18 protein-coding genes, 2 tRNA genes and 3 rRNA genes are annotated in these 24,894 nt (G+C 35.5%); 11 read left to right on the top strand and 12 right to left on the bottom strand.

Going from position 1 to position 24,894, the window contains the following annotated elements; genetic code table 11:
- Positions 1-11 precede the first annotated feature (11 nt).
- On the top strand, positions 12-1,316 hold the full coding sequence (locus AC1QSP_RS08765) for a mechanosensitive ion channel family protein (protein WP_484078373.1): 1,305 nt from the start codon (positions 12-14) through the stop codon (positions 1,314-1,316).
- Here AC1QSP_RS08765 and AC1QSP_RS08760 read toward each other — a convergent pair.
- Positions 1,313-3,388: a DUF2339 domain-containing protein gene (locus AC1QSP_RS08760; protein WP_484078372.1), complete on the bottom strand. Its 2,076-nt coding sequence runs from the start codon at positions 3,386-3,388 to the stop codon at positions 1,313-1,315. The genes AC1QSP_RS08765 and AC1QSP_RS08760 overlap by 4 nt on opposite strands.
- Positions 3,389-3,709: 321 nt before the next feature.
- Between AC1QSP_RS08760 and porQ the strand changes: the two genes are divergently transcribed.
- The 7 genes from porQ (at position 3,710) to rrf (ending at position 11,514) form a co-directional block, all read left to right on the top strand.
- Positions 3,710-4,735, top strand: coding sequence for a type IX secretion system protein PorQ (gene porQ, locus AC1QSP_RS08755; protein WP_484078371.1), 1,026 nt, complete (start codon positions 3,710-3,712; stop codon positions 4,733-4,735).
- Between the two features lie 53 nt (positions 4,736-4,788).
- Positions 4,789-5,478 carry a (d)CMP kinase gene (gene cmk, locus AC1QSP_RS08750; protein WP_484078370.1) on the top strand — a complete coding sequence of 230 codons (690 nt, stop codon included), beginning with the start codon at positions 4,789-4,791 and terminating at the stop codon, positions 5,476-5,478.
- Between the two features lie 967 nt (positions 5,479-6,445).
- Positions 6,446-7,962: ribosomal RNA gene (locus AC1QSP_RS08745) — 16S ribosomal RNA — on the top strand.
- Positions 7,963-8,081: 119 nt separating this feature from the next.
- A tRNA-Ile gene (locus AC1QSP_RS08740) sits at positions 8,082-8,155 on the top strand.
- A gap of 34 nt (positions 8,156-8,189) precedes the next feature.
- Positions 8,190-8,263, top strand: a tRNA-Ala gene (locus tag AC1QSP_RS08735).
- Between the two features lie 216 nt (positions 8,264-8,479).
- Positions 8,480-11,260 (top strand): 23S ribosomal RNA (locus AC1QSP_RS08730).
- A gap of 146 nt (positions 11,261-11,406) precedes the next feature.
- Positions 11,407-11,514 (top strand): 5S ribosomal RNA (gene rrf, locus AC1QSP_RS08725).
- Together the 16S, 23S and 5S rRNA genes with 2 tRNA genes alongside form the textbook arrangement of a ribosomal RNA operon.
- Positions 11,515-12,055: 541 nt before the next feature.
- Here the strand turns inward: rrf and AC1QSP_RS08720 are convergent.
- The 9 genes from AC1QSP_RS08720 to AC1QSP_RS08680 all read right to left on the bottom strand — a co-directional run bounded on the left by AC1QSP_RS08720 (position 12,056) and on the right by AC1QSP_RS08680 (position 20,574).
- A complete protein-coding gene (locus AC1QSP_RS08720; RefSeq protein WP_484078369.1) occupies positions 12,056-12,841 on the bottom strand; it encodes a nitrilase-related carbon-nitrogen hydrolase in 786 nt (261 codons plus the stop codon).
- Complete coding sequence (locus AC1QSP_RS08715; protein ID WP_484078368.1) at positions 12,838-13,494, bottom strand: phosphatase PAP2 family protein; 657 nt, start codon at positions 13,492-13,494, stop codon at positions 12,838-12,840. The genes AC1QSP_RS08720 and AC1QSP_RS08715 overlap by 4 nt, the downstream gene beginning before the upstream one ends.
- 90 nt (positions 13,495-13,584) lie before the next feature.
- A complete protein-coding gene (gene rplT / locus AC1QSP_RS08710) occupies positions 13,585-13,929 on the bottom strand; it encodes a 50S ribosomal protein L20 (protein WP_322971675.1) in 345 nt (114 codons plus the stop codon).
- A 102-nt stretch (positions 13,930-14,031) separates the two neighbouring features.
- Positions 14,032-14,229 (bottom strand): 50S ribosomal protein L35, encoded by a 198-nt coding sequence (gene rpmI, locus AC1QSP_RS08705; RefSeq protein ID WP_286512418.1) that lies wholly within the window; start codon positions 14,227-14,229, stop codon positions 14,032-14,034.
- Between the two features lie 57 nt (positions 14,230-14,286).
- Positions 14,287-14,796, bottom strand: coding sequence for a translation initiation factor IF-3 (infC, locus tag AC1QSP_RS08700; RefSeq protein WP_484080399.1), 510 nt, complete (start codon positions 14,794-14,796; stop codon positions 14,287-14,289).
- Between the two features lie 59 nt (positions 14,797-14,855).
- Positions 14,856-16,778, bottom strand: coding sequence for a threonine--tRNA ligase (thrS, locus tag AC1QSP_RS08695; protein ID WP_484078367.1), 1,923 nt, complete (start codon positions 16,776-16,778; stop codon positions 14,856-14,858).
- 139 nt (positions 16,779-16,917) lie between these two features.
- Positions 16,918-18,012 carry an LptF/LptG family permease gene (locus AC1QSP_RS08690; RefSeq protein WP_484078366.1) on the bottom strand — a complete coding sequence of 365 codons (1,095 nt, stop codon included), beginning with the start codon at positions 18,010-18,012 and terminating at the stop codon, positions 16,918-16,920.
- A 1-nt stretch (position 18,013) separates the two neighbouring features.
- Positions 18,014-19,144, bottom strand: coding sequence for a tRNA guanosine(34) transglycosylase Tgt (gene tgt, locus AC1QSP_RS08685; RefSeq protein WP_322971678.1), 1,131 nt, complete (start codon positions 19,142-19,144; stop codon positions 18,014-18,016).
- A 125-nt stretch (positions 19,145-19,269) separates the two neighbouring features.
- Entirely contained in the window at positions 19,270-20,574 is a 1,305-nt protein-coding gene (locus AC1QSP_RS08680) for a DUF937 domain-containing protein (protein WP_484078365.1), read from the bottom strand.
- A gap of 150 nt (positions 20,575-20,724) precedes the next feature.
- Here AC1QSP_RS08680 and AC1QSP_RS08675 point away from each other — a divergent pair, with 150 nt between their 5' ends.
- Both AC1QSP_RS08675 and AC1QSP_RS08670 read left to right on the top strand, forming a co-directional pair.
- Positions 20,725-21,618, top strand: a complete 894-nt coding sequence (locus AC1QSP_RS08675; protein ID WP_484078364.1) for a mechanosensitive ion channel family protein — start codon at positions 20,725-20,727, stop codon at positions 21,616-21,618.
- Between the two features lie 16 nt (positions 21,619-21,634).
- Positions 21,635-22,894, top strand: a complete 1,260-nt coding sequence (locus AC1QSP_RS08670) for a D-alanyl-D-alanine carboxypeptidase/D-alanyl-D-alanine-endopeptidase (RefSeq protein ID WP_484078363.1) — start codon at positions 21,635-21,637, stop codon at positions 22,892-22,894.
- A 44-nt stretch (positions 22,895-22,938) separates the two neighbouring features.
- Here the strand turns inward: AC1QSP_RS08670 and AC1QSP_RS08665 are convergent, their stop codons facing one another.
- The gene (locus tag AC1QSP_RS08665) at positions 22,939-23,415 is read right to left on the bottom strand and encodes a DUF6702 family protein (RefSeq protein ID WP_484078362.1); all 477 of its coding nucleotides are present in this window, start codon (positions 23,413-23,415) and stop codon (positions 22,939-22,941) included.
- A gap of 183 nt (positions 23,416-23,598) precedes the next feature.
- Positions 23,599-24,012, bottom strand: coding sequence for a hypothetical protein (locus AC1QSP_RS08660; protein ID WP_484078361.1), 414 nt, complete (start codon positions 24,010-24,012; stop codon positions 23,599-23,601).
- A 146-nt stretch (positions 24,013-24,158) separates the two neighbouring features.
- Between AC1QSP_RS08660 and trmB the strand changes: the two genes are divergently transcribed.
- Positions 24,159-24,836 carry a tRNA (guanosine(46)-N7)-methyltransferase TrmB gene (gene trmB, locus AC1QSP_RS08655; protein WP_484078360.1) on the top strand — a complete coding sequence of 226 codons (678 nt, stop codon included), beginning with the start codon at positions 24,159-24,161 and terminating at the stop codon, positions 24,834-24,836.
- Positions 24,837-24,894: the final 58 nt, after the last annotated feature.

Below are 24,894 nucleotides of genomic sequence, written 5' to 3'. Positions count from 1 at the left end.
AATAATGAAGAATGGAAATATTAGATAAGAGTTTGCAGAGCGATGTGTATAATAATTTTTTGGATTTTGTACTTACCTTGGGATTGTCCACGTATTATACCTATATGGTAACCTCAGTTTTACTGTCTTTGGTATTACTTCTTGTATTATATGCAGTAGATTATGTTTTACGAAAAGTGCTTTTATTAGTAGTAACTGATTTTATCAGTCGAAGTAAAACCCAATTGGATGATCTGTTGATTAAAAATAAAGTTTTACAATTTATATCTCATCTGGTTCCCATTATTGTTGCAAAAGCGGCTGTACCATTGATTTTTATGGGATTTCCGAATTGGATCATCTATTCGATAAAAATAGTCGACATCGCCTTAATCCTTACAGTTTGCCTCCTTTTAATTAATATTTTAAAAGCTTTTAGAGATTTATTGAAAACAAAGTCAGCATTTGCTGATAAACCTTTGGACAGTTATCTTCAAGTTGCAAGTATAATTTTATACAGTATAGGAGGAATTTTAACGTATTCCATCATTACGGGCGAGTCGCCAAAATCTTTTTTGGTTTCATTAGGAGCGGCTTCGGCTATTTTAATGTTAGTTTTTAAAGATTCGATTCTCGGATTTGTGGCAAGTATACAAGTTTCTTCGAATGATATGGTTCGTGTAGGAGATTGGATCGAGATGTCAAAATATGGTGCTGATGGAAATGTGATTCAAATTAATTTAAGTACCGTAAAAGTTCAAAATTTTGATAAAACCATTACGACCATCCCAACTTATGCATTGATTTCGGATTCATTTAAAAATTACCGTGGAATGCAAAATGCAGGGGGACGTCGTATTAAACGATCAATTAACCTGAAAATGTCTTCGATTCGATTTTTAGAAGAACATGAAATTGAGGAATTAAAACGAATTGATCTTTTAAAGTCTTACATCGAACAACGTTCTCAAGAAATCAAAGCGTTTAATGATAAGAATTCATTTGATCCGACCATGAAAGTGAACGGTCGTCGAATGACGAATATCGGATTGTTTCGAGAGTATATAAAAGCGTATACTTATCAAAATCCACACATTCATAAAGATTATCATTTTATCGTTCGTCAAATGCAACCCACCGAACATGGATTACCGATTGAGTTATTTATGTTTACAAATACAACCGTTTGGGTCGAATTTGAAGGGATCGTTGGTGATATTTTTGATCATTTGTTTGCCGTAGTTCCTTTTTTTAAACTCGAGATTTTTGAGCTTCCTGCATCAGATGATATCCGAGGGTTAGTAAATCATATTGAAATAAAAAAAGGTGAATCTTAAGATTCACCTTTTTTTTCATCTTGTGCTTCAAACAATTGATTGAAGACTTGTTTTAATTTTTGATACATAAACGAAGTAAGTAAAATAAGTATTCCTAAAACAATAAAAGAAATCACGCGTAATCCACTGCTCATTTCCCAAACATCAATGACATATAATTTTATGACAATTAATCCGAAAAGTCCAAATCCCATAAGGGGTAGATTTTTTTCCCCTTTCCTATACCCAAAATTGATCAATGCAAATCCCATAATAGCCCATACAATAGGTAAAATGACCATACGATAGATGGTTTCATGATGATTGAAAGTTTGTAAATCATTTCGTGGTGTTGAGACAATCATATAAAAATTAAACAATTCGTAACTAATAATAAATGCTGAAACTATAAATACAAACCATTGATTAAATTGATTTTTTTTAAGCAATCTAAATTCCGATTGATTGAAAAATTGAAAACTAAAATATCCAAAAGGAATCACATACAGCAAATAGAAGATATAATAACTCAAGGGTTGATTTTCGAGAAGAATTTCGGAATGAATTTGTATGATGAGTGGATAAATTAACATTAATCCAAAATTGATAATCCCTAAGCTATATTTAGTGTACGTGTTAATGTTAAATGCCCGATTAAACATCAGAATGATTGATATAAAATAAATGGAATAAAGTAGTGCAATACCGGCTACAAAATGCGCACTAAAGTATTTATCGGTTTGATAAATGATTTCAAACAAAAGTCCTAAATACATGAACAAAATGGAAACAATCGAAAAGACATTTTTAGCCGAGTATAGATTGAAACCAAAAATTCGTTCTGTATCTTGAAAATCTTTTATCAGATAGATGTTGATGATGGAACAAATAAATACAAAACTGCTGCTCGTAAAAATGGGATTAAAGATTAACGCATAATGGGTATCATTAAAAATATAATTCGACCAATTGATGCATAAGGAAATGATAAAGAAAGGAACGAGGGCGATAAATCCAACTTTGAATATTGGATTATTCAAACGTTTCCATAAATACAACAATAATGTAGATTGAATGGCCCAAAGAATTGGAATTATATGTGCATCAAATTCAATACCGATGCATAAAGTGACCCATGCGATGACTAGGCTGAGCGAAACATTATTTAATACAATATCTTTTCGATAGGTTAATCCTAATACAATAAAATTAGTAACCATTGCGATGAAAGGAGCAATTGATATAAACGATGTGTAATAATGGGTGTAACTTAATATTCCGATCGCAACGAAATAAAAGTTTTGGGCAATGTACAAGATGATATGTTTCGTATCAAATGGCTTTCCTTTTAGGTAAGGCAAAAGAGAAGAAATCGTAAACATAAAGTAATAAAGCATTAAAAAAAGAAAAATCACTTGATGGGTAGGTTCTACGGCCCAAAAAATAAAGAATAGTGCGGTTAGTATAAATGCTATGAATCGAATAACGATCCAATCTTTTTTCCATGCAATAAATAATGTTCCGAGGTTTAAAATGCCCAAATATGTAAACAAGAAAATATAGTTACTTTCTCCTGTACTGACCATGAGCGGTGCTGCAAATCCTCCCAAAATTGAAAAGATCACCAAGGTTTGCTGATTGTATATATAAGAAAGTATGATCGATAAGAGAGTCACGAAGGCAAGAAGTACAAAAGTCAGTTGTTGAGCAAACATGTGGTATTCTCGAAAAGCAATGGTAAGGGTAAAATACAAGACGGATATCCCACCACCGACCACAATCGATGAAAAAACTGAATATTTTTTCCGCAGATAGTGGCCTGTTCCGATGATAAGAAATCCAATTCCAATTCCAATCACAACCCGTAGGGTTTCATTAATCCAATTTTGATCAATGGCATACTTTACAAAATATCCTATTCCAAGTACTAAAGTGATGATACCAACGATAGTTAAAAAATTTTCTTTTAAAAAATCGATCGTTCTTTCAATAAAAGTTGGAGCAGAGGGTAAAGGAGATGGATTAGATTTTAAATGTTGAGGGATTTCATTTGCTGATGTGAGTTTTGATAATGGCGGAGATGTTTCATGCATTTCAACATGATAAAGGGAACTAGGGATATTTTCCGATTGAAGCTTTTGATGCGAGGTCTTCTCACATTGATTTTTCTGATCAAGTTCTTCTCTGATATGATTTATTCGTGCGTTGAGGTCATCAATTTGATTCTCCAGCTTATTTATTTTTTTCTGAAAAAGAATGACGATAATAAAGATGACGATGAGTGCGATAATCCCCATAAGTATTAATTAAGTGATTTAAATATACTTATATTCAAAATGCATCTTCAATTTTTAACGCTTTATACCAAAATAATTTTGTTTACGTTATATCTACAAAAAGTATAAATTTGTTTCATGTTTAAAAATTTATATACATTATTGTTTCTCTTTTCGACTTTAGCTGTATCAGCTCAAGATGGTACACGCGTATATGAATTTTTGAACTTATCCAATTCTGCTCGTCAAACTGCTTTAGGAGGGTATAATGTAACCGCTTGGGATGCTGATCCCAACAATGCATTAGCTAATCCCGCGTTGATGAATGCCGAAATGCACGGACAATTTGCTGTAAATTATTTAACGCAGATTGCTGATGTAAAAAATGCAACATTTTCGGGCGTATATCGAATTTCAGATTACGATTATATCTCAATAAATGGTCAATATTTAGATTATGGGGATATAGTGGGTACAGATGAAATAGGTACTGTAACGGGTAACTTTAAAGCACAAGATGCAGCAATTACCTTAGGTTATGCACGCGAAATAGCTGATTATTGGACAGTGGGTGCAAATCTTAAATACATTAATTCAACCATCGAAACGTATAAATCCTCTGCTGTTGCTGCAGATATTGGAGTTTCTTATCATGACTTTGATGATCGTGTAAAGATTGGTTTAGTTTTTAAGAATATTGGAAAACAAATTCAAACCTACAGTGGGAAAGTAGAACCTATGCCATTTCAAGTGAATTTAGGGATTGCTCATGAATTAGAATATGTTCCTTTAGAACTGAATTTAACATTACACGACTTACAAAAATTTGATATTTCACAATCCTATAATAAATCAGGACAAGAAGTGAACGTTGGAAGAAAAATAGCAGATCATATTGCAGTGGGAGCTGAACTCTTTCCGGGTAGAGACTTTAATTTACGTTTAGGTTATAATTTCAAACGTGGAAATGAATTGGCTGTAGATGGAATTCGTTCTTTCTCGGGACTGACGTATGGTTTTGGTCTTCGTATGAATGCTTTTCGTATAGAGTTTGGTCATAGCAATTATCATACTTCGGGTGGAGCAAATCACTTTAGTTTATTAATCAATTTGGATCGACTAATTCAAGGTAGAGATTATTGGAGAAGTAGCCCATGGCGTTAATCGCATTCTATTTCTAAACAATTCCTTATATTTGTCGACTATTCATCTTATAAATGAAACAAAATTTAATTATAGCGATAGATGGTCATTCATCGACAGGGAAAAGTTCTTTGTCAAAAATCATTGCCAAAAACTTGGGATATACTCATATCGATAGTGGTGCAATGTATAGAGCAGTTACTTTATTTGCCCTACAGAATGAATATATCGTAGATAATAAGGTAGAGGTAGAAAAATTAGTACCTCGTTTACCTGAAATTAACATTGAATTTAGATATAATCCTGATTCAAATCGAAACGAAACATTTTTAAACCATAGGAATGTGGAGCATGAGATCAGAGGGTTAGAAGTGTCTTCGATGGTTAGTCCTATTGCTGTTATTCCAGAGGTACGCGATTATTGTGTAGCATTGCAACAAAAAATGGGAGAAAAAGGAGGTATTGTTATGGATGGTCGTGATATCGGTACAACAGTATTTCCAAATGCAGACTTAAAATTGTTTATTACAGCATCTGCAGAAATTCGTGCAAAGCGTCGTTTCTTAGAATATGAACGCGAAGGAAAAAATATTTCTTTTGAGGAGGTATTAGCAAATGTCCAAGAAAGAGATCATATTGATTCATCGAGAGAGTACTCACCTTTACGTAAAGCAGAAGACGCCATTGAAGTGGATAACTCCAATCTTAATTTAGAGGAAACCGTTGAAACCGTAATGCAAATTATTTCAAATTATACAAAATAATATATCAGAAGCACCTTTTAGAGGTGCTTTTTTTATTTCATGAAATTTAATACGTCTTTATAATGGTTGAATATAGATGTCATAAATTGGTGAATGTGAAAATTTGAGAATTCGAGAATGTGATCTGACAGATTGATATTATATCTTACGTCTTATTTAAGTGGTTAGGTGTACTGGGGTTTTGTATTATATGAAAAGTGAAAAGTGAAAAGTGAAAAATTAAAAGTGAAAATTTACTTTTCTTCTAACCTATCCGTCACTTCGAGTAATTTTCGAAATGAAATGAATAAAATTTTATCGAGAAGTAAGACGATAAGTGGCAAGACGCATAAAATTTGTCAAAAATTCTAAGCTTCAATATTTCGATAATAAAATCATTAAATATAAAAGCTCGCAGTCTTTTTAATAGATACTCCCTAGATAAAGGCAGGATAAAGGCAGGATAAAGGCAGTATAAGGTATAGACAGTATATCAATTTGTATTTTACTAACCTTTATCCCATAGCTATTAACCCAAAACATAAAACACTTTAAAAAATATTTCACCGAGGTTCAGTGAGTTAGGGATAAGAGTGAAAATAATTCACAAAAGCATTTGGAAAAACGAATTATGTTGCGCTATATTTGCACTCTCAATACGAAAGAAGAGTAGTATTGAAAACTTGAAATCGCGAAGAAGTAACTTATTAATGAGAGATGAGAATTAAGATTATTCTTAATAAAGTCTTGAAAAAATAAAACTTCAAAAATTTTTGAAAAAAGATTTTGCAGTTTAAAAATAAGTATTACCTTTGCAACCGCAAACAACGAAAGAAGTTTGCTTGACTAGAGAAGTTCATTTGAAATTACAATATAGACAGAAGAAATAAAAGCCGAATATAAATTAGGTCAATCCTTAAATAATAGAGTCATAAGGAAATTCGAAGTTGTAAAACATAGAAGCTAACGCTTCAAACAATATTTATTTACAATGGAGAGTTTGATCCTGGCTCAGGATGAACGCTAGCGGGAGGCTTAACACATGCAAGCCGAGGGGTAGAGATAGCTTGCTGTCTTGAGACCGGCGCACGGGTGCGTAACGCGTATGCAACTTGCCCTACTGAAAGGGATAGCCCAGAGAAATTTGGATTAATACCTTATAATAAATTTCATTGCATGATGAGATTTTGAAAGATTTATCGCAGTAGGATAGGCATGCGTCAGATTAGCTAGTTGGTGAGGTAACGGCTCACCAAGGCGATGATCTGTAGGGGGCCTGAGAGGGTGAACCCCCACACTGGTACTGAGACACGGACCAGACTCCTACGGGAGGCAGCAGTGAGGAATATTGGACAATGGGTGAAAGCCTGATCCAGCCATCCCGCGTGAAGGATGACGGCCTTATGGGTTGTAAACTTCTTTTATATGGGGATAAACCTACTCACGTGTGAGTAGCTGAAGGTACCATATGAATAAGCACCGGCTAACTCCGTGCCAGCAGCCGCGGTAATACGGAGGGTGCAAGCGTTATCCGGATTTATTGGGTTTAAAGGGTCCGTAGGCGGACCAATAAGTCAGTGGTGAAAGCCCATCGCTTAACGATGGAACTGCCATTGATACTGTTGGTCTTGAGTGAGGTTGCAGTGGCTGGAATGTGTAGTGTAGCGGTGAAATGCTTAGATATTACGCAGAACACCAATTGCGAAGGCAGGTCACTAAGCCTCAACTGACGCTGATGGACGAAAGCGTGGGGAGCGAACAGGATTAGATACCCTGGTAGTCCACGCCGTAAACGATGGATACTTGCTGTTGGGCGCAAGTTCAGTGGCTAAGCGAAAGTTATAAGTATCCCACCTGGGGAGTACGTTCGCAAGAATGAAACTCAAAGGAATTGACGGGGGCCCGCACAAGCGGTGGAGCATGTGGTTTAATTCGATGATACGCGAGGAACCTTACCAAGGCTTAAATGCATAATGACGTATTTGGAAACAGATATTTCTTCGGACAGAATGCAAGGTGCTGCATGGCTGTCGTCAGCTCGTGCCGTGAGGTGTTAGGTTAAGTCCTGCAACGAGCGCAACCCCTATCATTAGTTGCCAGCGTTTAAAGACGGGGACTCTAATGAGACTGCCAACGCAAGTTGAGAGGAAGGTGGGGACGACGTCAAGTCATCACGGCCCTTACGTCTTGGGCTACACACGTGCTACAATGGTAAGTACAGAGGGCAGCTACCTGGCGACAGGATGCGAATCTCGAAAACTTATCTCAGTTCGGATTGGAGTCTGCAACTCGACTCTATGAAGCTGGAATCGCTAGTAATCGCATATCAGCCATGATGCGGTGAATACGTTCCCGGGCCTTGTACACACCGCCCGTCAAGCCATGGAAGCTGGGGGTACCTGAAGTCGGTGACCGTAACAGGAGCTGCCTAGGGTAAAACTGGTAACTAGGGCTAAGTCGTAACAAGGTAGCCGTACCGGAAGGTGCGGCTGGAACATCTCATTTTTAGAGAACGACGAATTTTCTTCTATTTATAGAAGATTGACCTTAATTCGGTTTTATTTACTGTCAAAATTGATTTCAAAAACATATATTACAAAGACCACTCTTTAAGAGTATTAAAGAGTCTCATAGCTCAGCTGGTTAGAGCGCTACACTGATAATGTAGAGGTCGGCAGTTCGAGTCTGCCTGAGACTACAACGTTTAACGTTGTACGTAATACGTAAAAAGAGGGGGATTAGCTCAGCTGGCTAGAGCGCTTGCCTTGCACGCAAGAGGTCATCGGTTCGACTCCGATATTCTCCACGAAGTCCTAACGGACAAGAAGAGTTCATTGACATTATTAGAAAAAGATAACAAGAAATTGTTAACGACATACAATCAAACAGAGATTAAGAAATTAATCAAAGCAATATAGAATTAAATAATTAAACGATTTAATTCGGCAAATTGAAGGTATACAATTAAACAAAAACGAGTAAGATTAACATAACCGCTCATTATTATGACGGTTAAATTATGAAAAAAGTTACTAAGGGCGTACGGCGGATGCCTAGGCTTTGAGAGGCGATGAAGGACGTGATAAGCTGCGATAAGCTACGGGGAGCGGCACATACGCATTAATCCGTAGATTTCCGAATGGGACAACCCGGCATGTTGAAGACATGTCACTCTAATTTATTAGAGAGCGAACGTTGGGAACTGAAACATCTAAGTACCAATAGGAAAAGAAATCAATTGAGATTCCGTAAGTAGTGGCGAGCGAACGCGGATTAGCCCTAAAGACATTATAAGGATAGTAGAATAACCTGGAAAGGTTAACCGAAGAGGGTGATAGTCCCGTAAATGAAATTTTTATATTGTTGATAACGAGTAAGGCGGAACACGAGAAATTCTGTCCGAATATGGGAGGACCATCTTCCAAGGCTAAATACTCCTCAAAGACCGATAGTGAACTAGTACTGTGAAGGAAAGGTGAAAAGCATATCGAATAGATAGTTGAAATAGAACCTGAAACCGTACGCCTACAAGCGGTCGGAGCACGTAAGTGTGACGGCGTGCCTTTTGCATAATGAGCCTACGAGTTAATGTCACTGGCAAGGTTAAGTACTTCAGGTACGGAGCCGAAGCGAAAGCGAGTCTGAATAGGGCGATAGAGTCAGTGGTATTAGACGCGAAACCTTGTGATCTACCCATGGGCAGGTTGAAGCTTTGGTAACACAAAGTGGAGGACCGAACCGGTTGACGTTGAAAAGTCTTCGGATGACCTGTGGGTAGGGGTGAAAGGCCAATCAAACTGGGAAATAGCTCGTACTCCCCGAAATGCATTTAGGTGCAGCGTTTAGTGAAGTATATTAGAGGTAGAGCTACTGATTGGATGCGGGGGCTTCACCGCCTACCAATTCCTGACAAACTCCGAATGCTAATATATGTTTCTAGGCAGTGAGGGCATGGGTGCTAAGGTCCATGTCCGAGAGGGAAAGAACCCAGACCATCAGCTAAGGTCCCCAAATATATGCTAAGTTGAAAAAACGCGGTTGGATTGCATTGACAGCTAGGATGTTAGCTTGGAAGCAGCTATTCATTTAACGAGTGCGTAACAGCTCACTAGTCGAGCGATCCGGCATGGATAATAATCGGGCATAAGCATATTACCGAAGCTATGGATTCATACTATGTATGACTGGTAGGGGAGCATTCTAACGGCGCAGAAGTCACCTGGTAATGGGTGGTGGAGCTTTTAGAAAAGAAAATGTAGGCATGAGTAACGATAAAATAAGTGAGAAACTTATTCGCCGTAAGACTAAGGTTTCCTAAGCTATGCTAATCAGCTTAGGGTTAGTCGGGTCCTAACACGAACCCAAACGGGGTAGTGGATGGCAAACGGGTTAATATTCCCGTACCTGCACTCAATAAAAGTGACGAATGATTGTAGGAGGTGCGTGCTGACGGAATAGCACGTTGAACCTGCGTAAAGCAGGGATAGTACACAAATCCTTCGGGTGGCGTGATAATCCTCTGAAAATTGTTCCAAGAAATAGCGAGATGTGCAGCCCGTACCGTAAACCGACACAGGTGGTCGAGGAGAGTATCCTAAGGCGCTCGAGTGAGTCATGGTTAAGGAATTAGGCAAAATAGACCTGTAACTTCGGGAGAAAGGTCGCTGGCGTAAGTCAGCCGCAGTAAAAAGGCCCAGGCGACTGTTTATCAAAAACACAGGACTCTGCAAAATCGAAAGATGACGTATAGGGTCTGACACCTGCCCGGTGCTGGAAGGTTAAGGAAGGGGGTTAGCTTCGGCGAAGCTCTTAACTGAAGCCCCAGTAAACGGCGGCCGTAACTATAACGGTCCTAAGGTAGCGAAATTCCTTGTCGGGTAAGTTCCGACCTGCACGAATGGTGTAACGATCTGGGCACTGTCTCAACCATGAGCTCGGTGAAATTGTAGTATCGGTGAAGATGCCGGTTAATCGCAACGGGACGAAAAGACCCTGTGAACCTTTACTATAGCTTTGTATTGACTTCGGGTAAATAATGTGTAGGATAGGTGGGAGACTATGAAGCAGGTTCGCTAGGATTTGTGGAGTCATTGTTGAAATACCACCCTTTATTTACTTGGAGCCTAACTTCTAGATAGAAGGACAGTGCATGGTGGGTAGTTTGACTGGGGTGGTCGCCTCCAAAAGAGTAACGGAGGCTTTCAAAGGTACCCTCAGCACGCTTGGTAACCGTGCGTAGAGTGTAATGGCATAAGGGTGCTTGACTGTGAGGCCAACAAGCCGAGCAGGTGCGAAAGCAGGACATAGTGATCCGGTGGTTCCGTATGGAAGGGCCATCGCTCAAAGGATAAAAGGTACTCCGGGGATAACAGGCTAGTCTCCCCCAAGAGCTCACATCGACGGGGAGGTTCGGCACCTCGATGTCGGCTCGTCACATCCTGGGGCTGGAGAAGGTCCCAAGGGTTGGGCTGTTCGCCCATTAAAGTGGCACGCGAGCTGGGTTCAGAACGTCGTGAGACAGTTCGGTCTCTATCTGTTGTGATCGTTAGAAGTTTGAGCGGACTTGACTCTAGTACGAGAGGACCGTGTTGAACAAACCTCTGGTGTATCAGTTGTGCCGCCAGGTGCACCGCTGAGTAGCTACGTTTGGATGAGATAAGCACTGAAAGCATATAAGTGCGAAACTCGCCGCAAGATTAGACTTCTTTAAAGGGTCGTGGCAGACTACCACGTTGATAGGCTATAGATGTAAAGGCAGTGATGTCAAAGTCGAGTAGTACTAATTACCCATAAACTTTTTCAAATATTAATTTAACCGTCATAGAGAAGGTTAGTTAATCTTATTTGAATTGTATACTGGATTGTATAAGCAAGAGTAAATGATATCAAGTATCTAATAATGTCAAAAATATATTAGGAACAAAACCTAATTAAAAATAACTAAGAAATTAGGGTGGTTATAGCGAAAGGGCTCACCTCTTCCCATTCCGAACAGAGAAGTTAAGCCTTTCAGCGCCGATGGTACTGCTATTGCGGGAGAGTAGGTCGCCGCCAGTCTTTATTTAAATCCTCAATCATTTATTTGGTTGGGGATTTTTTTTATGCTATAAGCTGTAGGCTATAGGCTTTATGCTTTACGTTATTTTGTAAAAAGCAAAAAGATTAGTGAATAGCTAAAAGTGAAAAGTGAAAAATTACTTTTGTTCTAACTTCGTCTTACGTCTTACGTCTTACGTCTTACGCATTACGTAATACGTTTTGGTTTTTGTAAAATGTAAAAAGATTAGTGAATAGCTAAAAGTGAAAAGTGAAAAGTGAAAAATTTACTTTTGTTCTAACTTCGTTTTACGTGGTATGTTTTACGTAATACGTTTTGGATTTTGTAAAATGTAAAAAGTAAAATGATTAGTGAATCACTAAAAGTTATAAATTTACGTTGGTCATATGCCTCCTACATTAGCGATTGTTATGTTTTGAAGAGAATTTAATAGTTTCTTATGGATAAAGAAAAATCGGCACTGTAAAAGTCTCAGTAGCCGATTTCAAATTATTATAAAGTTGGATTAATCTTTTTAATTGTAATTATGCCTTTCTTGAGCTATCCAAAATAAAAGGAGTCACGATCATTTAAGAAATTAAAATGCTGACGTGTTTTATCCTGTTTTTCTTTATCAATTTCGAATTGTAAAATTTCAGGATGTGTATTGATTACCTCTAGTTCTTCTCCCAAGGTGTCGAACATATGCGAATCACCTTTATATTCTAAATTATAGCCATCTACACCTATTCTATTTACTCCAGCAACATATGCCATATTTTCAATCGCTCGTGCTTTTAAAAGCGAAATCCAAGCCTCTCGGCGCGCTTTTGGCCAACTGGCATTGCATAGCAATAAATCATATGGATTTTCTTCCGTATTTCGAATCCAAACTGGGAATCGTAAATCATAACAAACGATAGGACGTATTTTCCAGCCTTTGTAATCAATCGTTACAATTTTATCACCTGCTGAATAGACTGTGGCTTCTTTACCGTATGAAAACAAATGTTTTTTATCGTAGATATATATTCCATTATTAGGACTTATGAAATAAAAGCGATTATAATATTTATCCCCTTCTAAGGTGGAAACACTTCCTGCAATCGCACAATTTAATGTATTGGCTTTATTTCTCATCCATTCGAAGGTCGGTCCATAAGGTTTCTCACCAATTTTATCTACAGCCATAGAAAATCCTGAAGCAAACATTTCAGGTAATAAAATGAGATCTGATTCATGCCCTTCTAGCAATTTATCCAAATAATTATGATTCGCCTTGGCATCTTCCCAAATGACGTCATATTGGATAAGACTAACTTTTAAATTTGCTTTATTTTCAATCATTTGTTTTGTTTAATAATAGGGTGATGAAGAAATTTTTTATTGGAATTATTAAGTAAATAAAATACTAAAATAAACGTAAACATTCCAAGCACTGCACCACCTAATGTATCAATCATAAAATGTTTTGAAAGATACATACGACTGTAGGCAATACCGATGAAATGCAAAGAAAAAATACCTTGTAATAAACGATTGTTCGTCATAGTGCATAATGTCATCGTAATGATAATCGCTAATAGCGTATGGCCTGATGGAAATGTATAAGGAATTTGTAATTGTGCATCTGCAGGTAGATAAAGCTCTATATTATTTTGGTAAAAATAATAAGATGGACGATGTACATGTTTAAAGAAGGCTTTTTTTACAAATACATTAAATAGTCCAGCAATAATTTCAGTGATGGCAATGTAGCCAAGTGTGATCCAGTTCTTTTTCCACACGATGTAGAATATTAATAAAATAAACATTCCTGTGGTACCAAATTCAGTATAGAATTTAAAAAATTGGTCTGCTATCGGATGATGATATTGATTGATGGCTAAATGCAATTGATTGCGACCAAAATATTGGATAAGTGCTAACCCAAGGAATATAAATATAAAAAAGAATAAAAAGAAAGGCCATATTCTTTGGATGATGTCTTTGTTTTGCATAGAACAACAATTGGTATACAACCAAAAATAGGCATAAAAAAAAACTTGGCAAAAGCCAAGTTTTAAAACGTTTTAATTATATAAGTTAAATTATTTTACTTTTTCTACGATTGCTTTGAAAGCTTCTGGGTGGTTCATCGCTAAATCCGCTAAAACTTTACGGTTTAATTCGATACCTGCCTTTTTAGTAGCTCCAATGAATTGAGAATAAGACATTCCGTGTAATCTTGCACCTGCGTTAATTCTTTGAATCCATAACGCACGGAAATTTCTTTTCTTTTGACGTCTATCACGGTAAGCGTATTGTAAACCTTTTTCTACTGCATTTTTAGCAACAGTCCAAACGTTTTTACGTCTTCCGAAATATCCTTTAGCAAGTTTTAAAACTCTTTTTCTACGCGCTCTAGACGCTACAGCATTTACTGATCTTGGCATAATTTTTAATTTTTTTGAGGTGGGCGAGAAATTAAATCTTTCTACTTAAAGGCCCAGCAACAGGGTTAATGTTTAATTAATAAACCAAATAAGAATTTCTTCTTATTTTAATCTTAATTGTTGTTTTACTGAGTGTACGTCAGCTTGATCAACTAAACCAGTGTGAGTTAAATTTCTCTTTTGTTTAGTCTCTTTTTTAGTTAGGATGTGGCTTTTAAAAGCGTGTTTTCTTTTAATTTTACCTGTTCCTGTTAATTTGAAACGTTTTTTCGCTCCAGATTTAGTTTTTAATTTTGGCATGATTACAAATTGTATTTAAAATTAAAACGTTTTTATATTTTGGAAGATAGAACCTAATTATTTTTTAGGTCCCATCATCATAATCATTCTTTTACCTTCTAATTTAGGCATTTGTTCAACTTTACCAACTTCTTCAAGTTCTTGAGCTAAACGTAATAATAAGATCTCTCCTTGATCTTTAAAGATAATTGAACGTCCTTTAAAGAAAACGTAGGCTTTTAATTTAGATCCTTCTTCTAAGAAAGCTTTAGCGTGACGTTTTTTGAATTCGTAATCGTGATCATCAGTTTGAGGACCGAAACGAATTTCTTTAACCACAACTTTTTGTTGCTTCGCTTTTAATTCTTTCTCTTTTTTCTTTTGTTCGTATAAGAACTTTTTGTACTCTACGACACGACAAACAGGTGGAACAGCTTTTTCACTGATCATTACCAAGTCTAAATTCTGCTCTTGAGCTAACTCTAAAGCTTTAGCGATTGGATATACACCAGGTTCTATGCCTTCTCCAACAACACGCACTTCTTGCGCATCAATCTTATCATTGATCTTATGTTGATCTTCCTTAATTACTCTGGCTGGTCCTCTGCCGCCTTTTCTTCTAATTGCGATAGTATTCTGTTTTTAAATTATTTTAATTTTGTTTCTTCTTTAATGAAGTCGATGAATTGCTCTACTGTCATTTCACCTAAATCACCTTCCCCATGTTTACGTACAGAAATTGTACCGTTTTCGGCTTCTTTTTCACCGATAATTAACATGAAAGGAATCTTCTTCATTTCGGCATCACGAATTTTCTTTCCAGTTTTTTCATTTCTACTGTCAATCAATCCGTTAATTTCCTCTTCAGCCAACAAATTTAATACTTTTTCTCCATATTCCACATATTTTTCACTAATTGGTAAAATCGTGTATAAGTCTGGCGTTAACCAAAGTGGTAAATTCCCTGCTGTATTTTCTAATAAGATGGCAATGAAACGTTCCATAGAACCGAATGGTGCACGGTGAATCATTACTGGTCTGTGTTTCTCGTTATCCGCTCCTGTGTAAGTTAAATCAAAACGTTCTGGTAAGTTATAATCCACTTGGATTGTTCCCAATTGCCATTTACGTCCTAATGCATCTTTCACCATGAAGTCTAATTTTGGACCATAGAAAGCCGCTTCTCCATATTCTACTACAGTAGGTAAACCTTTTTCGCCAGCAGCTGTAATAATTGCTTGTTCAGCTTTCGCCCAATTTTCGTCCGAACCGATGTATTTTTCTTTGTTTTCAGGATCACGTAAAGAAATTTGAGCTGAATAGTTATCAAATCCTAAGTTTCTGAAAACGTATAATACTAAATCAATTACTTTTTTAAATTCTTCTAATAATTGATCTGGTGTACAGAAAATGTGCGCATCATCTTGAGTAAATCCACGTACACGAGTTAATCCGTGTAATTCTCCTGATTGCTCGTAACGGTAAACTGTACCAAATTCTGCATAACGTTTTGGTAAATCGCGGTAAGACCATTGAGAAGTTTTGTAGATTTCACAGTGGTGAGGACAGTTCATCGGTTTTAATAAGAATTCTTCTCCTTCGTTTGGTGTATGAATTGGTTGGAATGAATCCGCACCATATTTTGCATAGTGACCAGAAGTAACGTATAATTCTTTTTGACCAATGTGAGGTGTAACTACCATTTCGTACCCTAAACGAGTTTGTTGTTTCAATAAGAAGTTTTCTAATTTTCTTCTTAAAGCCGCACCTTTAGGTAACCATAATGGTAAACCTTGTCCCACTTTTTCAGAGAAAGCAAAGAATCCAAGCTCTTTTCCTAATTTACGGTGGTCACGTTTTTTAGCTTCTTCTAATAAAGTTAAATAATCTGTTAAGTCTTTTTGTTTAGGGAAAGTGATTCCGTAAACACGCGTTAACATTTTATTTTTCTCATCACCTCTCCAGTAAGCTCCAGCTACGTTTAAAATTTTCGCAGCTTTTACAATTCCTGTATGAGGGATGTGACCTCCACGACATAAGTCAGTGAAGTTATCGTGTGTACAAAAAGTAATTTCTCCGTCTTGTAAGTTGGAAATTAACTCTGTTTTGTACTCGTTATCTTTATATGTTTCTAATGCTTCTGCTTTAGATACTGGATATAATTTAAATTCCGCTTTTTTCTTCGCGTTTTCTAACATTGCTTTTTCCACTTTCGCGAAATCAGCTTCTGTAAATTTCTCATCACCAAAATCGACATCGTAATAGAAACCATTTTCGATTGCTGGTCCTATTGTTAATTTGGCGTTTGGGTAAAATTCTACGATTGCCTGTGCTAATAAGTGAGCAGATGAATGCCAAAAAGCTTGTTTTCCTAAATCATCGTTCCAGGTTAATAATTTGATCGTAGCATCTTCGGTAATTGGGGTTGTCACCTCCACTTGTTTATCATTTACTAATGCCGAAATTACATTACGCGCTAATCCTTCGCTAATGCTTTGAGCTACTCCCATCGGAGTAATGCCACTCTCATACTGTCTTACGCTTCCATCAGGAAGAGATACATTTATCATTTGTCCTATATACGATTAATTAAAGACACAAATTTACGGAAAACTATGTAGTTGTAAAAATTTATCTCGAAAGAACTGTCTTAGTTTTTAAAGTATTATGCAAAAAAAAGCTGTTTCAATCGAAACAGCTTTTAAATTATTAAATTTTAGCTCTCTTGTAATATAAGATGGCGGTTAGAATACCAAAAACGATGTTAGGAATCCATGCAGCCACAAATGGAGATACAAAACCTTTTTCAGAGAATGATGATGTAATTTGCGTAAAGAAAATGTAGACAAATGCTAATGTAATTCCTACCGCTAAATTAATTCCTATTCCACCTCTACGTTTTTGAGAAGAAAGCGATAATGCTAAAATCGTCAAAATGATTGTAGAAAATGGGTTAGCTAAACGCATATTCAATTCATTTTGATATGCATTAACATTTGCAGAACCTTTTGCTTTTTGACTTTCAATGAAGTCACGTAGTTCAAACGTATTCATGGTTTCAGCAACATAACCTTCAGGCAGAATCTCGTCTGGTGTAGCAGCAAATTTTTTACTGATGCTCGGCTGATAGTCGATTTTCTCTGTATTGTCTTTGTTGATGATACGAGTATAAACATTTCTTAACTCATAGGTTTGATTTTTTTCGTTCCAATCAAAAGCCGAAGCAATGATTTGTTCTTTGAGAACAGTGGAATCAAAACGCTGATAAGTAAAGGCATTTCCTAATTTTTCGATCCGATCATAACTATCGATAAATACAAATTCATTGGGAGAAATCTGAGAACCTACACGTTGACGTTTATAATAATCTTCGCGATCGCGCGAGTTTAATAAGTGTTCGTATTGGTATGCATTTTTCTTGATGTTGGCCCAAGGTAAAACTAAGTTATTCATTAACATTGCTGAACCTGCTAAGAACAATGAAACCCAAATGTATGGTAATGTAAATCGGTAAAAACTTATTCCACCCGCTTGGATCGCCACAATTTCTGTAAGATCTGTTAAACGAGAAGTAAAATAGATTACAGTAATAAAAACGGCAATGGGTAAAAATGTATTTACGATCCAAACACCCCAAAATGGATAGAAGTACAATAAAGCTTCTGTCGCGGTAGAACCACTGTCATTAATACGGGCCAATTTCTGACTTAAATCGATGATAATAGCGATTGAAGACAGAATAAGTACCATAAAAATAAATGTACTTATGAAGTTCTTTGCGATGTATTTATCAATAATTTTCAAACTACAGACGTTGTTTTAATTGTGGAACGATTTGTTCTTTCCATTGTGCAAAATCACCAGCAATAATGTGCTCTCTCGCAACTCTTACCAATTCTAAATAAAATGCTAAGTTATGAATTGAAGCAATTTGTTTTCCTAAAGCTTCTTGAGCATTGAATAAATGACGCACATAAGCTTTTGTGTAATAGCTGTCAACATAACTTGTTCCTGAAGGATCTAATGGCTCATAACAGTCTTTCCATTTGGCATTCTTCATGTTAATTACACCATTCCAAGTGAATAACATCGCATTACGTGCATTACGGGTTGGCATCACACAGTCGAACATATCTACTCCTAAAGCAATACACTCGATAATGTTCCATGGTGTTCCAACGCCCATTAAATAACGAGGTTTATCTTGAGGTAAAATTTCAGTGACCACATCTGTCATTTCGTACATTACAGGTTCTGGTTCACCTACCGATAATCCACCAATCGCATTACCATCTGCTCCAAAATCGGCAATGTATTTCGCTGATTCTTGACGTAATTCTTTGAAATCGTTTCCTTGAACAATAGGGAATAACGATTGTTTGTGACTGTAATACTCTGGATTATTATCCAACCATACTTTACAACGTTCTAACCAACGGTGAGTCACGTGCATAGCACGTTTTGCATCATGGTATTTAGCAGGGATTCCCGTTAATTCGTCAAAAGCCATAAAAATGTCAGCTCCGATGTAACGTTGGATTTCCATCGATTTTTCGGGCGTAAACATATGGTATGATCCATCGATGTGCGATTTAAAGCGTACACCTTCTTCTGATTTTTTACGACTTGCAGCTAAAGAGAAGACTTGAAATCCTCCTGAATCTGTTAAGATAGGTTTTTGCCAATTCATGAATTGATGTAACCCTCCAGCTTTATGTAAAATATCTGTACCAGGACGTAAGTATAGGTGATACGTATTTCCTAAAATAATTTGCGCTTTAATATCCTCTTCTAACTCACGTTGGTGTACCGATTTTACAGTTCCTACAGTACCAACTGGCATAAAAATAGGGGTCTGAATTGTACCGTGATCAGTTTCTAAGACACCGGCTCTCGCCTTTGAAAATTCGTCTTTTTTATCAATTGAAAATTTCATAGTGTGCAAAGATATTAATTGTTTGTGTTCATACACTTTAACAAATGTGAAATTTTATCAAAAAATAAGAGCAATGAATTCACATTGCTCTTATTTGCATCATTTTTTGAATGAATTAGTAAACGTTATTTAGAAAATCGAATTGACATTTTACGATCTGCTGAACGTTCTTCGTCAGAAGCTTCAGCAGGAACAGTTGCAAACTCCGCACCATAACCTTCAGCACCAATCACTTGAGCTCCTACGCCTAAACGTGATAATTCTGATTTCAAGAAATCTGCACGTTTTTGAGATAGTACTTTGTTATCCTCAGGTTTTCCGACATTATCAGTATATGCTCCAATTTTAATCTTTGTATCTGGGTACTTCTTAAGAATTTGAGCTAAATTTTCTAACTGAATATTTGAATCTCCTTCTAATTGATCTGTTTTACCAAAAACGAAATTGATGTTATCAAAATTGAACCATTTTTCTTTTAATTGATCTTCTGAAGCATTTTTATATTCATCCGATTTTATATAGGTAATGATTTGTTCTTCAAAACCTCCCGGATAAGCTTTCAATGTCACACCATCTAAATCAATATCACTATAGGTTTTCGTCGTTACCACTTCAGTAGTATCTCCTTCTTGCACACGTACAGTGTCTGTTGTTGTAACAGGAGTTGTATCTTGATTATCATCTTTCTTTAACCAATTCCAAATCAAGTACCCTCCCAATAGAAGTAATAATAGTGGAATTAACCACTTCCAAAAGCTTGATTTTTCTTCAGGTTCGTTATTTCGTACTGGATCAACATAAGGTTCTTCTTTTGTTTCCACTTTACGTACATGCCCTCTTGTTTCCACTTTTGGTTTTTCAACCGTAAGATTTTCACGTACGATTTCAGTTTTAACATCTGATTTGTCTCCTCCAAAAATATTTCCTAAACCTAAAGCTCCAAGTCCTAAGCCAGCAGGTAAGAGTGATGCTAAAGAAGATTTATTAGTATTTAATAAACTTCCAAATTCAGCTTCACCTAAATTATTATCATTGGCATATTTTCCTAAAGAACCCAAAGATACTTCAGAGACTAAATTAAACAGTTTAGAAGATGATCCGTTTGAAATTCCTGCAAACTCGGCAATCTTACTCACTATTCCGGATTGGTTTGATCCAAATAATAAATTAATTAATTGTGAAAGCACAGGAGATTCTGAAGTTTGTGTAGATAAAGAATTTAATCCTCTTGATGCCCCGAATGATTTTAGGGTATGGAGTAATCCTCCGGTACTTGAGTTTTTATCTACTAATGTTCCTAAGATAATAGGAAGATAAGCACTAATCGCGTTATTTACGTTACTTGGGGATTCTCCAAGTTCATGAGATACTTTATCGACAGTGTCTGTTGTTAAGTATTTTTTTGCTAAGTCAATAATGTTAATAGACATAGTATAAAGGTTTTGGTTATCAACTATTTACGTTCACTAATATTGTGCCAAAATATTCTGATTTAAAGTTTTATAAGTCGAGATTTTATAATTCATATTTTTTCTGCTACTTTGTGAGAAATAATACCTTAATCAATAAATTTTAAGAAAATGCAAGAGAATGAACCTGTAGACAGCTTAAAGGATGTTATCGAAACGCCTTTGCGTGATTTGGAGTATGTAACGAATCTATTAATTACAAAAGGATCCGAAATTGGATGGAGTTTAGTTTCTGCGATTCTAACGTTAACCGTTGGGTTTTGGTTAGCAAATCGTATTCGTAAAATCGTTGAAAAACGAATGATAGCACGTGATATTGATCTTTCGATTCGTACGTTCTTGATTCCTATTATTAATATTGTTCTAAAAGTCATCATCGTTATTTTTGTGGTGGACCGATTAGGGTTAAATGCCTCAGGTTTTATCGCAGCAATTGGTGGCGTTGGTTTAGCCGTTGGTTTAGCGTTACAAGGCTCTTTATCTAATTTCGCTGCTGGGATTTTAATTATCATTTTTAAACCATTTAAAGTAGGCGACTACATTATCTCCCAAGGACTAGAAGGTACAGTGGAATCGATAAGTATCTTAAATACAAAATTAGCAACAGTTAAAGGTCAGGTGATTACGTTGCCTAATGGGAATTTATTTAATAATCCTATTACTAATTATTCAGTGAAAGAATTCCGTCGTTTAGATGTAAATATTGGGATTTCATATGATGATGATTTTGAAGAAGCTCAAAAAGTAATTTTAGGAGTTTTACATCAAGAAGAATTGGTAGAGAAAGATCAAAATATGACGGTTGAGATTTTAGAATTTGCAGATAGCAGTGTCAACTTAGCTATACGTTGTATGATAAAAAATGAAAATTATTGGACAGCTTATTGGCGATTACACCGTAACATTAAATATGCTTTAGATAAAAATAATATTTCTATTCCTTATCCACATACTGAAATGATTGTTCGCAATTCATCAAATGATCAATTACCTATCAACGATTAATTAAAATTTAGTAAACATGCGATACAAAGGAATACAATTCCTATTTGTTTTACTTTCCAGTTGGGCGTTTGGACAAACTGAAGCATTGCAAAATCATTTAGATAGCGATTTTTATAAAACTCAGTTTGTAGGGTTCTATCTGTACGATCCTCAAGAGAAGAAAGAAGTTTTTTCGTATAATGGAAATAAATATTTTACACCAGCATCCAATACAAAAATATTTACATTATATGCGGCGATGAAAACTTTGACAGATTCTATCCCGGCTTTTAAATATGCTATTCGTGGGGATGAATTACATTTGGAAGGAACAGGGGATCCCACATTTATGCATCCGAAATTTAAGAACCCAAAAGTCTTAGATTTTATTAAAAATAAAGGAAGCAAGATTGTTTTTCATTGGAATAATTTTGATGAAGAATCTTTTCTGCCCGGATGGACATGGGATGATTTTAGAAAAAAATATTCTCCAGAACGTAGTCAATTTCCAATTAATGAAAATTTGGTTACCATTTCTAAATCGGGAGGAACTCTGAAAACATTTCCTTCGATTTTTAAGGAATCAACAGTAGTAAAAGAATCATCAGAATCGCGTGACTTTTATGAGAATAAATTTTATATCGGTGCGCGTTCAAATTCTGTGAAAGTTCCATTTATTGTCAAAGAAGATGTGATCAAACAAACAATTACAGACTTGACAGGAAAACCAGTGGAGATGACAAAATCGCCAATGCCTAGTCCCTCAGTAATTTTTTACAGTCAAATATCGGATAAGGTATATAAAGAAATGATGGAAGAAAGTGATAACTTCTTAGCAGAGCATCTGTTGATATTATCCTCAAGTACGATGAATGGAAAATTAAGTACAACGCAGACCATCAAAACGATTTCATCTCGATATTTGAGTGATTTGGCGCAACGACCAGAATGGGTTGATGGTTCAGGTTTATCCCGATATAATTTATTTACGCCTCAGAACTTTGTGCAGGTACTAGACAAGATGTATAAAGAATTCCCTGAAAACCGATTGTTTTCTATTTTTCCTGTGGGCGGAAGAACAGGAACAATCAAAAACAGATATAAAGATTCACCTCAGCCTTATGTCTATGCAAAAACGGGAACATTATCAAATACGGTGACATTAAGTGGCTATTTAAAAACGAAAAGTGGAAAGACTTTAATTTTTAGCCTATTGAATAATAATGTGACGAAGGATTTATCCTGGGTAAGAAATGAAAATGAAAAATTGTTACGCTTAGTTCGTGATCAATTTTAAAATAAAAAAAGACCTCCGTTTACGGAGGTCTTTTCATTTATAGACTAAAATGTAATTTTTAAAATTTCGTTTTCTTTGCGAATTACAAAAGGCTTTTTGTTGTTTTTGATATCCACTTTTAAGAAATTCTGTTGATCTTCGTAAGTATCCATCAACAAAGCAAATTTAATTTCGATGGATTGAATATCACTTATTTTTTCTGCTTTTAGGTAAATGCGAGTCGTATGATCATTAGTTTGAAATCCATAATACGATACATTTACGGGTTTGCCATTGACTTTAATACTTACTTTATTATTGATGTAATTTTTTAGTTTTGCATCAAATGACGATTTGTTCGTTGTTTTTTCACCTACAGCTTTTTCAATCCCAGCAGTATACAATCTTGAGGTAAGATTTAATGTCCCACTTTCTATTTCATAATCAATATTAGTGTTCGAAGTATGAAATTGTTGTTGTCCAAAAATAGGAATGGTAGCAAGAATTAAAAGTAAAGGGAGTATATATTTCCAAATTTTCATTAGCGTTCAGTTTAATTAAATTCATTTCGTATTAATTCAATTCTAGTGCCAAATTGATGATTAACCCGATGAAATTGAATAACTAGTTTTAGGTATTTTTAAATGTTTATTTTTGTATGAATGTATAAAAATAAAAAAAAGAGTATTATAAAATACTCTTTTCAAATTTATTTCTTTTAAATCTTATCCCATCCAGATTCCCCAAGGAATTCTTGATAATAAACAAATCATAGAAATTACTGCAAAAATTACAACTGCCATAGGAACTACAGTAGAACGTTTAAGTTTTGCATTGGCAACTGTCATAAATGCTACAGCAGCAATCATCATCATTGGGTGTTCAACGAAAGTTAATCGTAAAATGTCACTTTGCATAATGTTTCCTCCTTCGAAAGCAGAGAAACGCATAATGTAGTACACTAATCCTACTAATAATTGAACGTGGAAAGAAATTGTTGTAAATAAACCAATTTTTTTAATCACGTTATCTGTGTCTTTTTTAGATACAGCATAAACTAATGTAGAAACGACAAAAATAACTCCCATTAAGATAGTTAAATAAGCCCAACCGCTATGAAATTGTTTAATAAAATCCATTTTTTTCTAATTTTTAATCATTACAAAAATAGCAAACCTTTTTACATTATTATCAAACTTATATCATATTGTCCGATTTTATAAAAAGTGGATGTTTTTAGTATTCAGTAAATTCTTGTAATTTTGCCCAAATTAATTAATCCGAAATGGGAAAAGATAAAATCAGAAGATTTAACGAAAACAAAACTTTTGAAAATGTAGTTCAACCAACACGCGAAGAAGTAGTCAATAATTTTCCGTTAAAAGGGAATTGGAATAAAGATTTCTTTAAAAATGACAACCCAATCGTTTTAGAATTAGGTTGTGGTAAAGGAGAATACACTGTTGCAATGGCGCGTCGTGATGCGAATCGTAACTTTATTGGAATTGATATCAAAGGTGCTCGTTTTTGGAGAGGTGCGAAAACTGCTTTGGAAGAAGGATTAGATAATGTTGGATTTATGCGAACTCAAATCGAATTAATCGATCAAGTGTTTGCTGAAAATGAAGTGAGCGAAATTTGGATTACTTTCCCAGATCCACAAATTAAATACCGTCGTACAGTTCATCGTCTTACTAACCCTGATTTCTTAGCTAAATATAATAAAGTATTGAAACCAGAAGGTACAGTGAATCTGAAAACGGATTCTGAATTCTTACATGGATATACGCATGGAATGATTCAGTTATTAGGACACAAAGTCATTAAATCTTCTCACAATGTTTATCACCCAGATAATCGTGAATTACCTAAAATTGTTACCGAAGTGCAAACATATTACGAAGAAAAGTTTAAAGCTTTAGGTAAAACAATTACTTATATTCAGTTTCAATTTAAAGATTAATACCGTTCAAATTTTATATAAAAGTCGTAACATTTTGTTACGACTTTTTTTTGTGATA

This window comes from Faecalibacter sp., from assembly GCF_057177045.1.
This window is presented reverse-complemented; position numbering and strand designations above follow the sequence as displayed.

Bases quoted from the DNA above. Each gene is read 5' to 3' on its own strand.
- AC1QSP_RS08765 (WP_484078373.1), top strand. From the start codon at position 12: ATGGAAATATTAGATAAGAGTTTGCAGAGCGATGTGTATAATAATTTT.
- rpmI (WP_286512418.1), bottom strand. From the start codon at position 14,229: ATGCCAAAATTAAAAACTAAATCTGGAGCGAAAAAACGTTTCAAATTA.
- cmk (WP_484078370.1), top strand. From the start codon at position 4,789: ATGAAACAAAATTTAATTATAGCGATAGATGGTCATTCATCGACAGGG.
- AC1QSP_RS08680 (WP_484078365.1), bottom strand. From the start codon at position 20,574: ATGTCTATTAACATTATTGACTTAGCAAAAAAATACTTAACAACAGAC.
- AC1QSP_RS08665 (WP_484078362.1), bottom strand. From the start codon at position 23,415: ATGAAAATTTGGAAATATATACTCCCTTTACTTTTAATTCTTGCTACC.
- rplT (WP_322971675.1), bottom strand. From the start codon at position 13,929: ATGCCAAGATCAGTAAATGCTGTAGCGTCTAGAGCGCGTAGAAAAAGA.
- porQ (WP_484078371.1), top strand. From the start codon at position 3,710: ATGTTTAAAAATTTATATACATTATTGTTTCTCTTTTCGACTTTAGCT.
- thrS (WP_484078367.1), bottom strand. From the start codon at position 16,778: ATGATAAATGTATCTCTTCCTGATGGAAGCGTAAGACAGTATGAGAGT.
- AC1QSP_RS08760 (WP_484078372.1), bottom strand. From the start codon at position 3,388: ATGCATGAAACATCTCCGCCATTATCAAAACTCACATCAGCAAATGAA.
- trmB (WP_484078360.1), top strand. From the start codon at position 24,159: ATGGGAAAAGATAAAATCAGAAGATTTAACGAAAACAAAACTTTTGAA.
- AC1QSP_RS08720 (WP_484078369.1), bottom strand. From the start codon at position 12,841: ATGATTGAAAATAAAGCAAATTTAAAAGTTAGTCTTATCCAATATGAC.
- tgt (WP_322971678.1), bottom strand. From the start codon at position 19,144: ATGAAATTTTCAATTGATAAAAAAGACGAATTTTCAAAGGCGAGAGCC.
- AC1QSP_RS08675 (WP_484078364.1), top strand. From the start codon at position 20,725: ATGCAAGAGAATGAACCTGTAGACAGCTTAAAGGATGTTATCGAAACG.
- AC1QSP_RS08670 (WP_484078363.1), top strand. From the start codon at position 21,635: ATGCGATACAAAGGAATACAATTCCTATTTGTTTTACTTTCCAGTTGG.
- AC1QSP_RS08715 (WP_484078368.1), bottom strand. From the start codon at position 13,494: ATGCAAAACAAAGACATCATCCAAAGAATATGGCCTTTCTTTTTATTC.
- AC1QSP_RS08660 (WP_484078361.1), bottom strand. From the start codon at position 24,012: ATGGATTTTATTAAACAATTTCATAGCGGTTGGGCTTATTTAACTATC.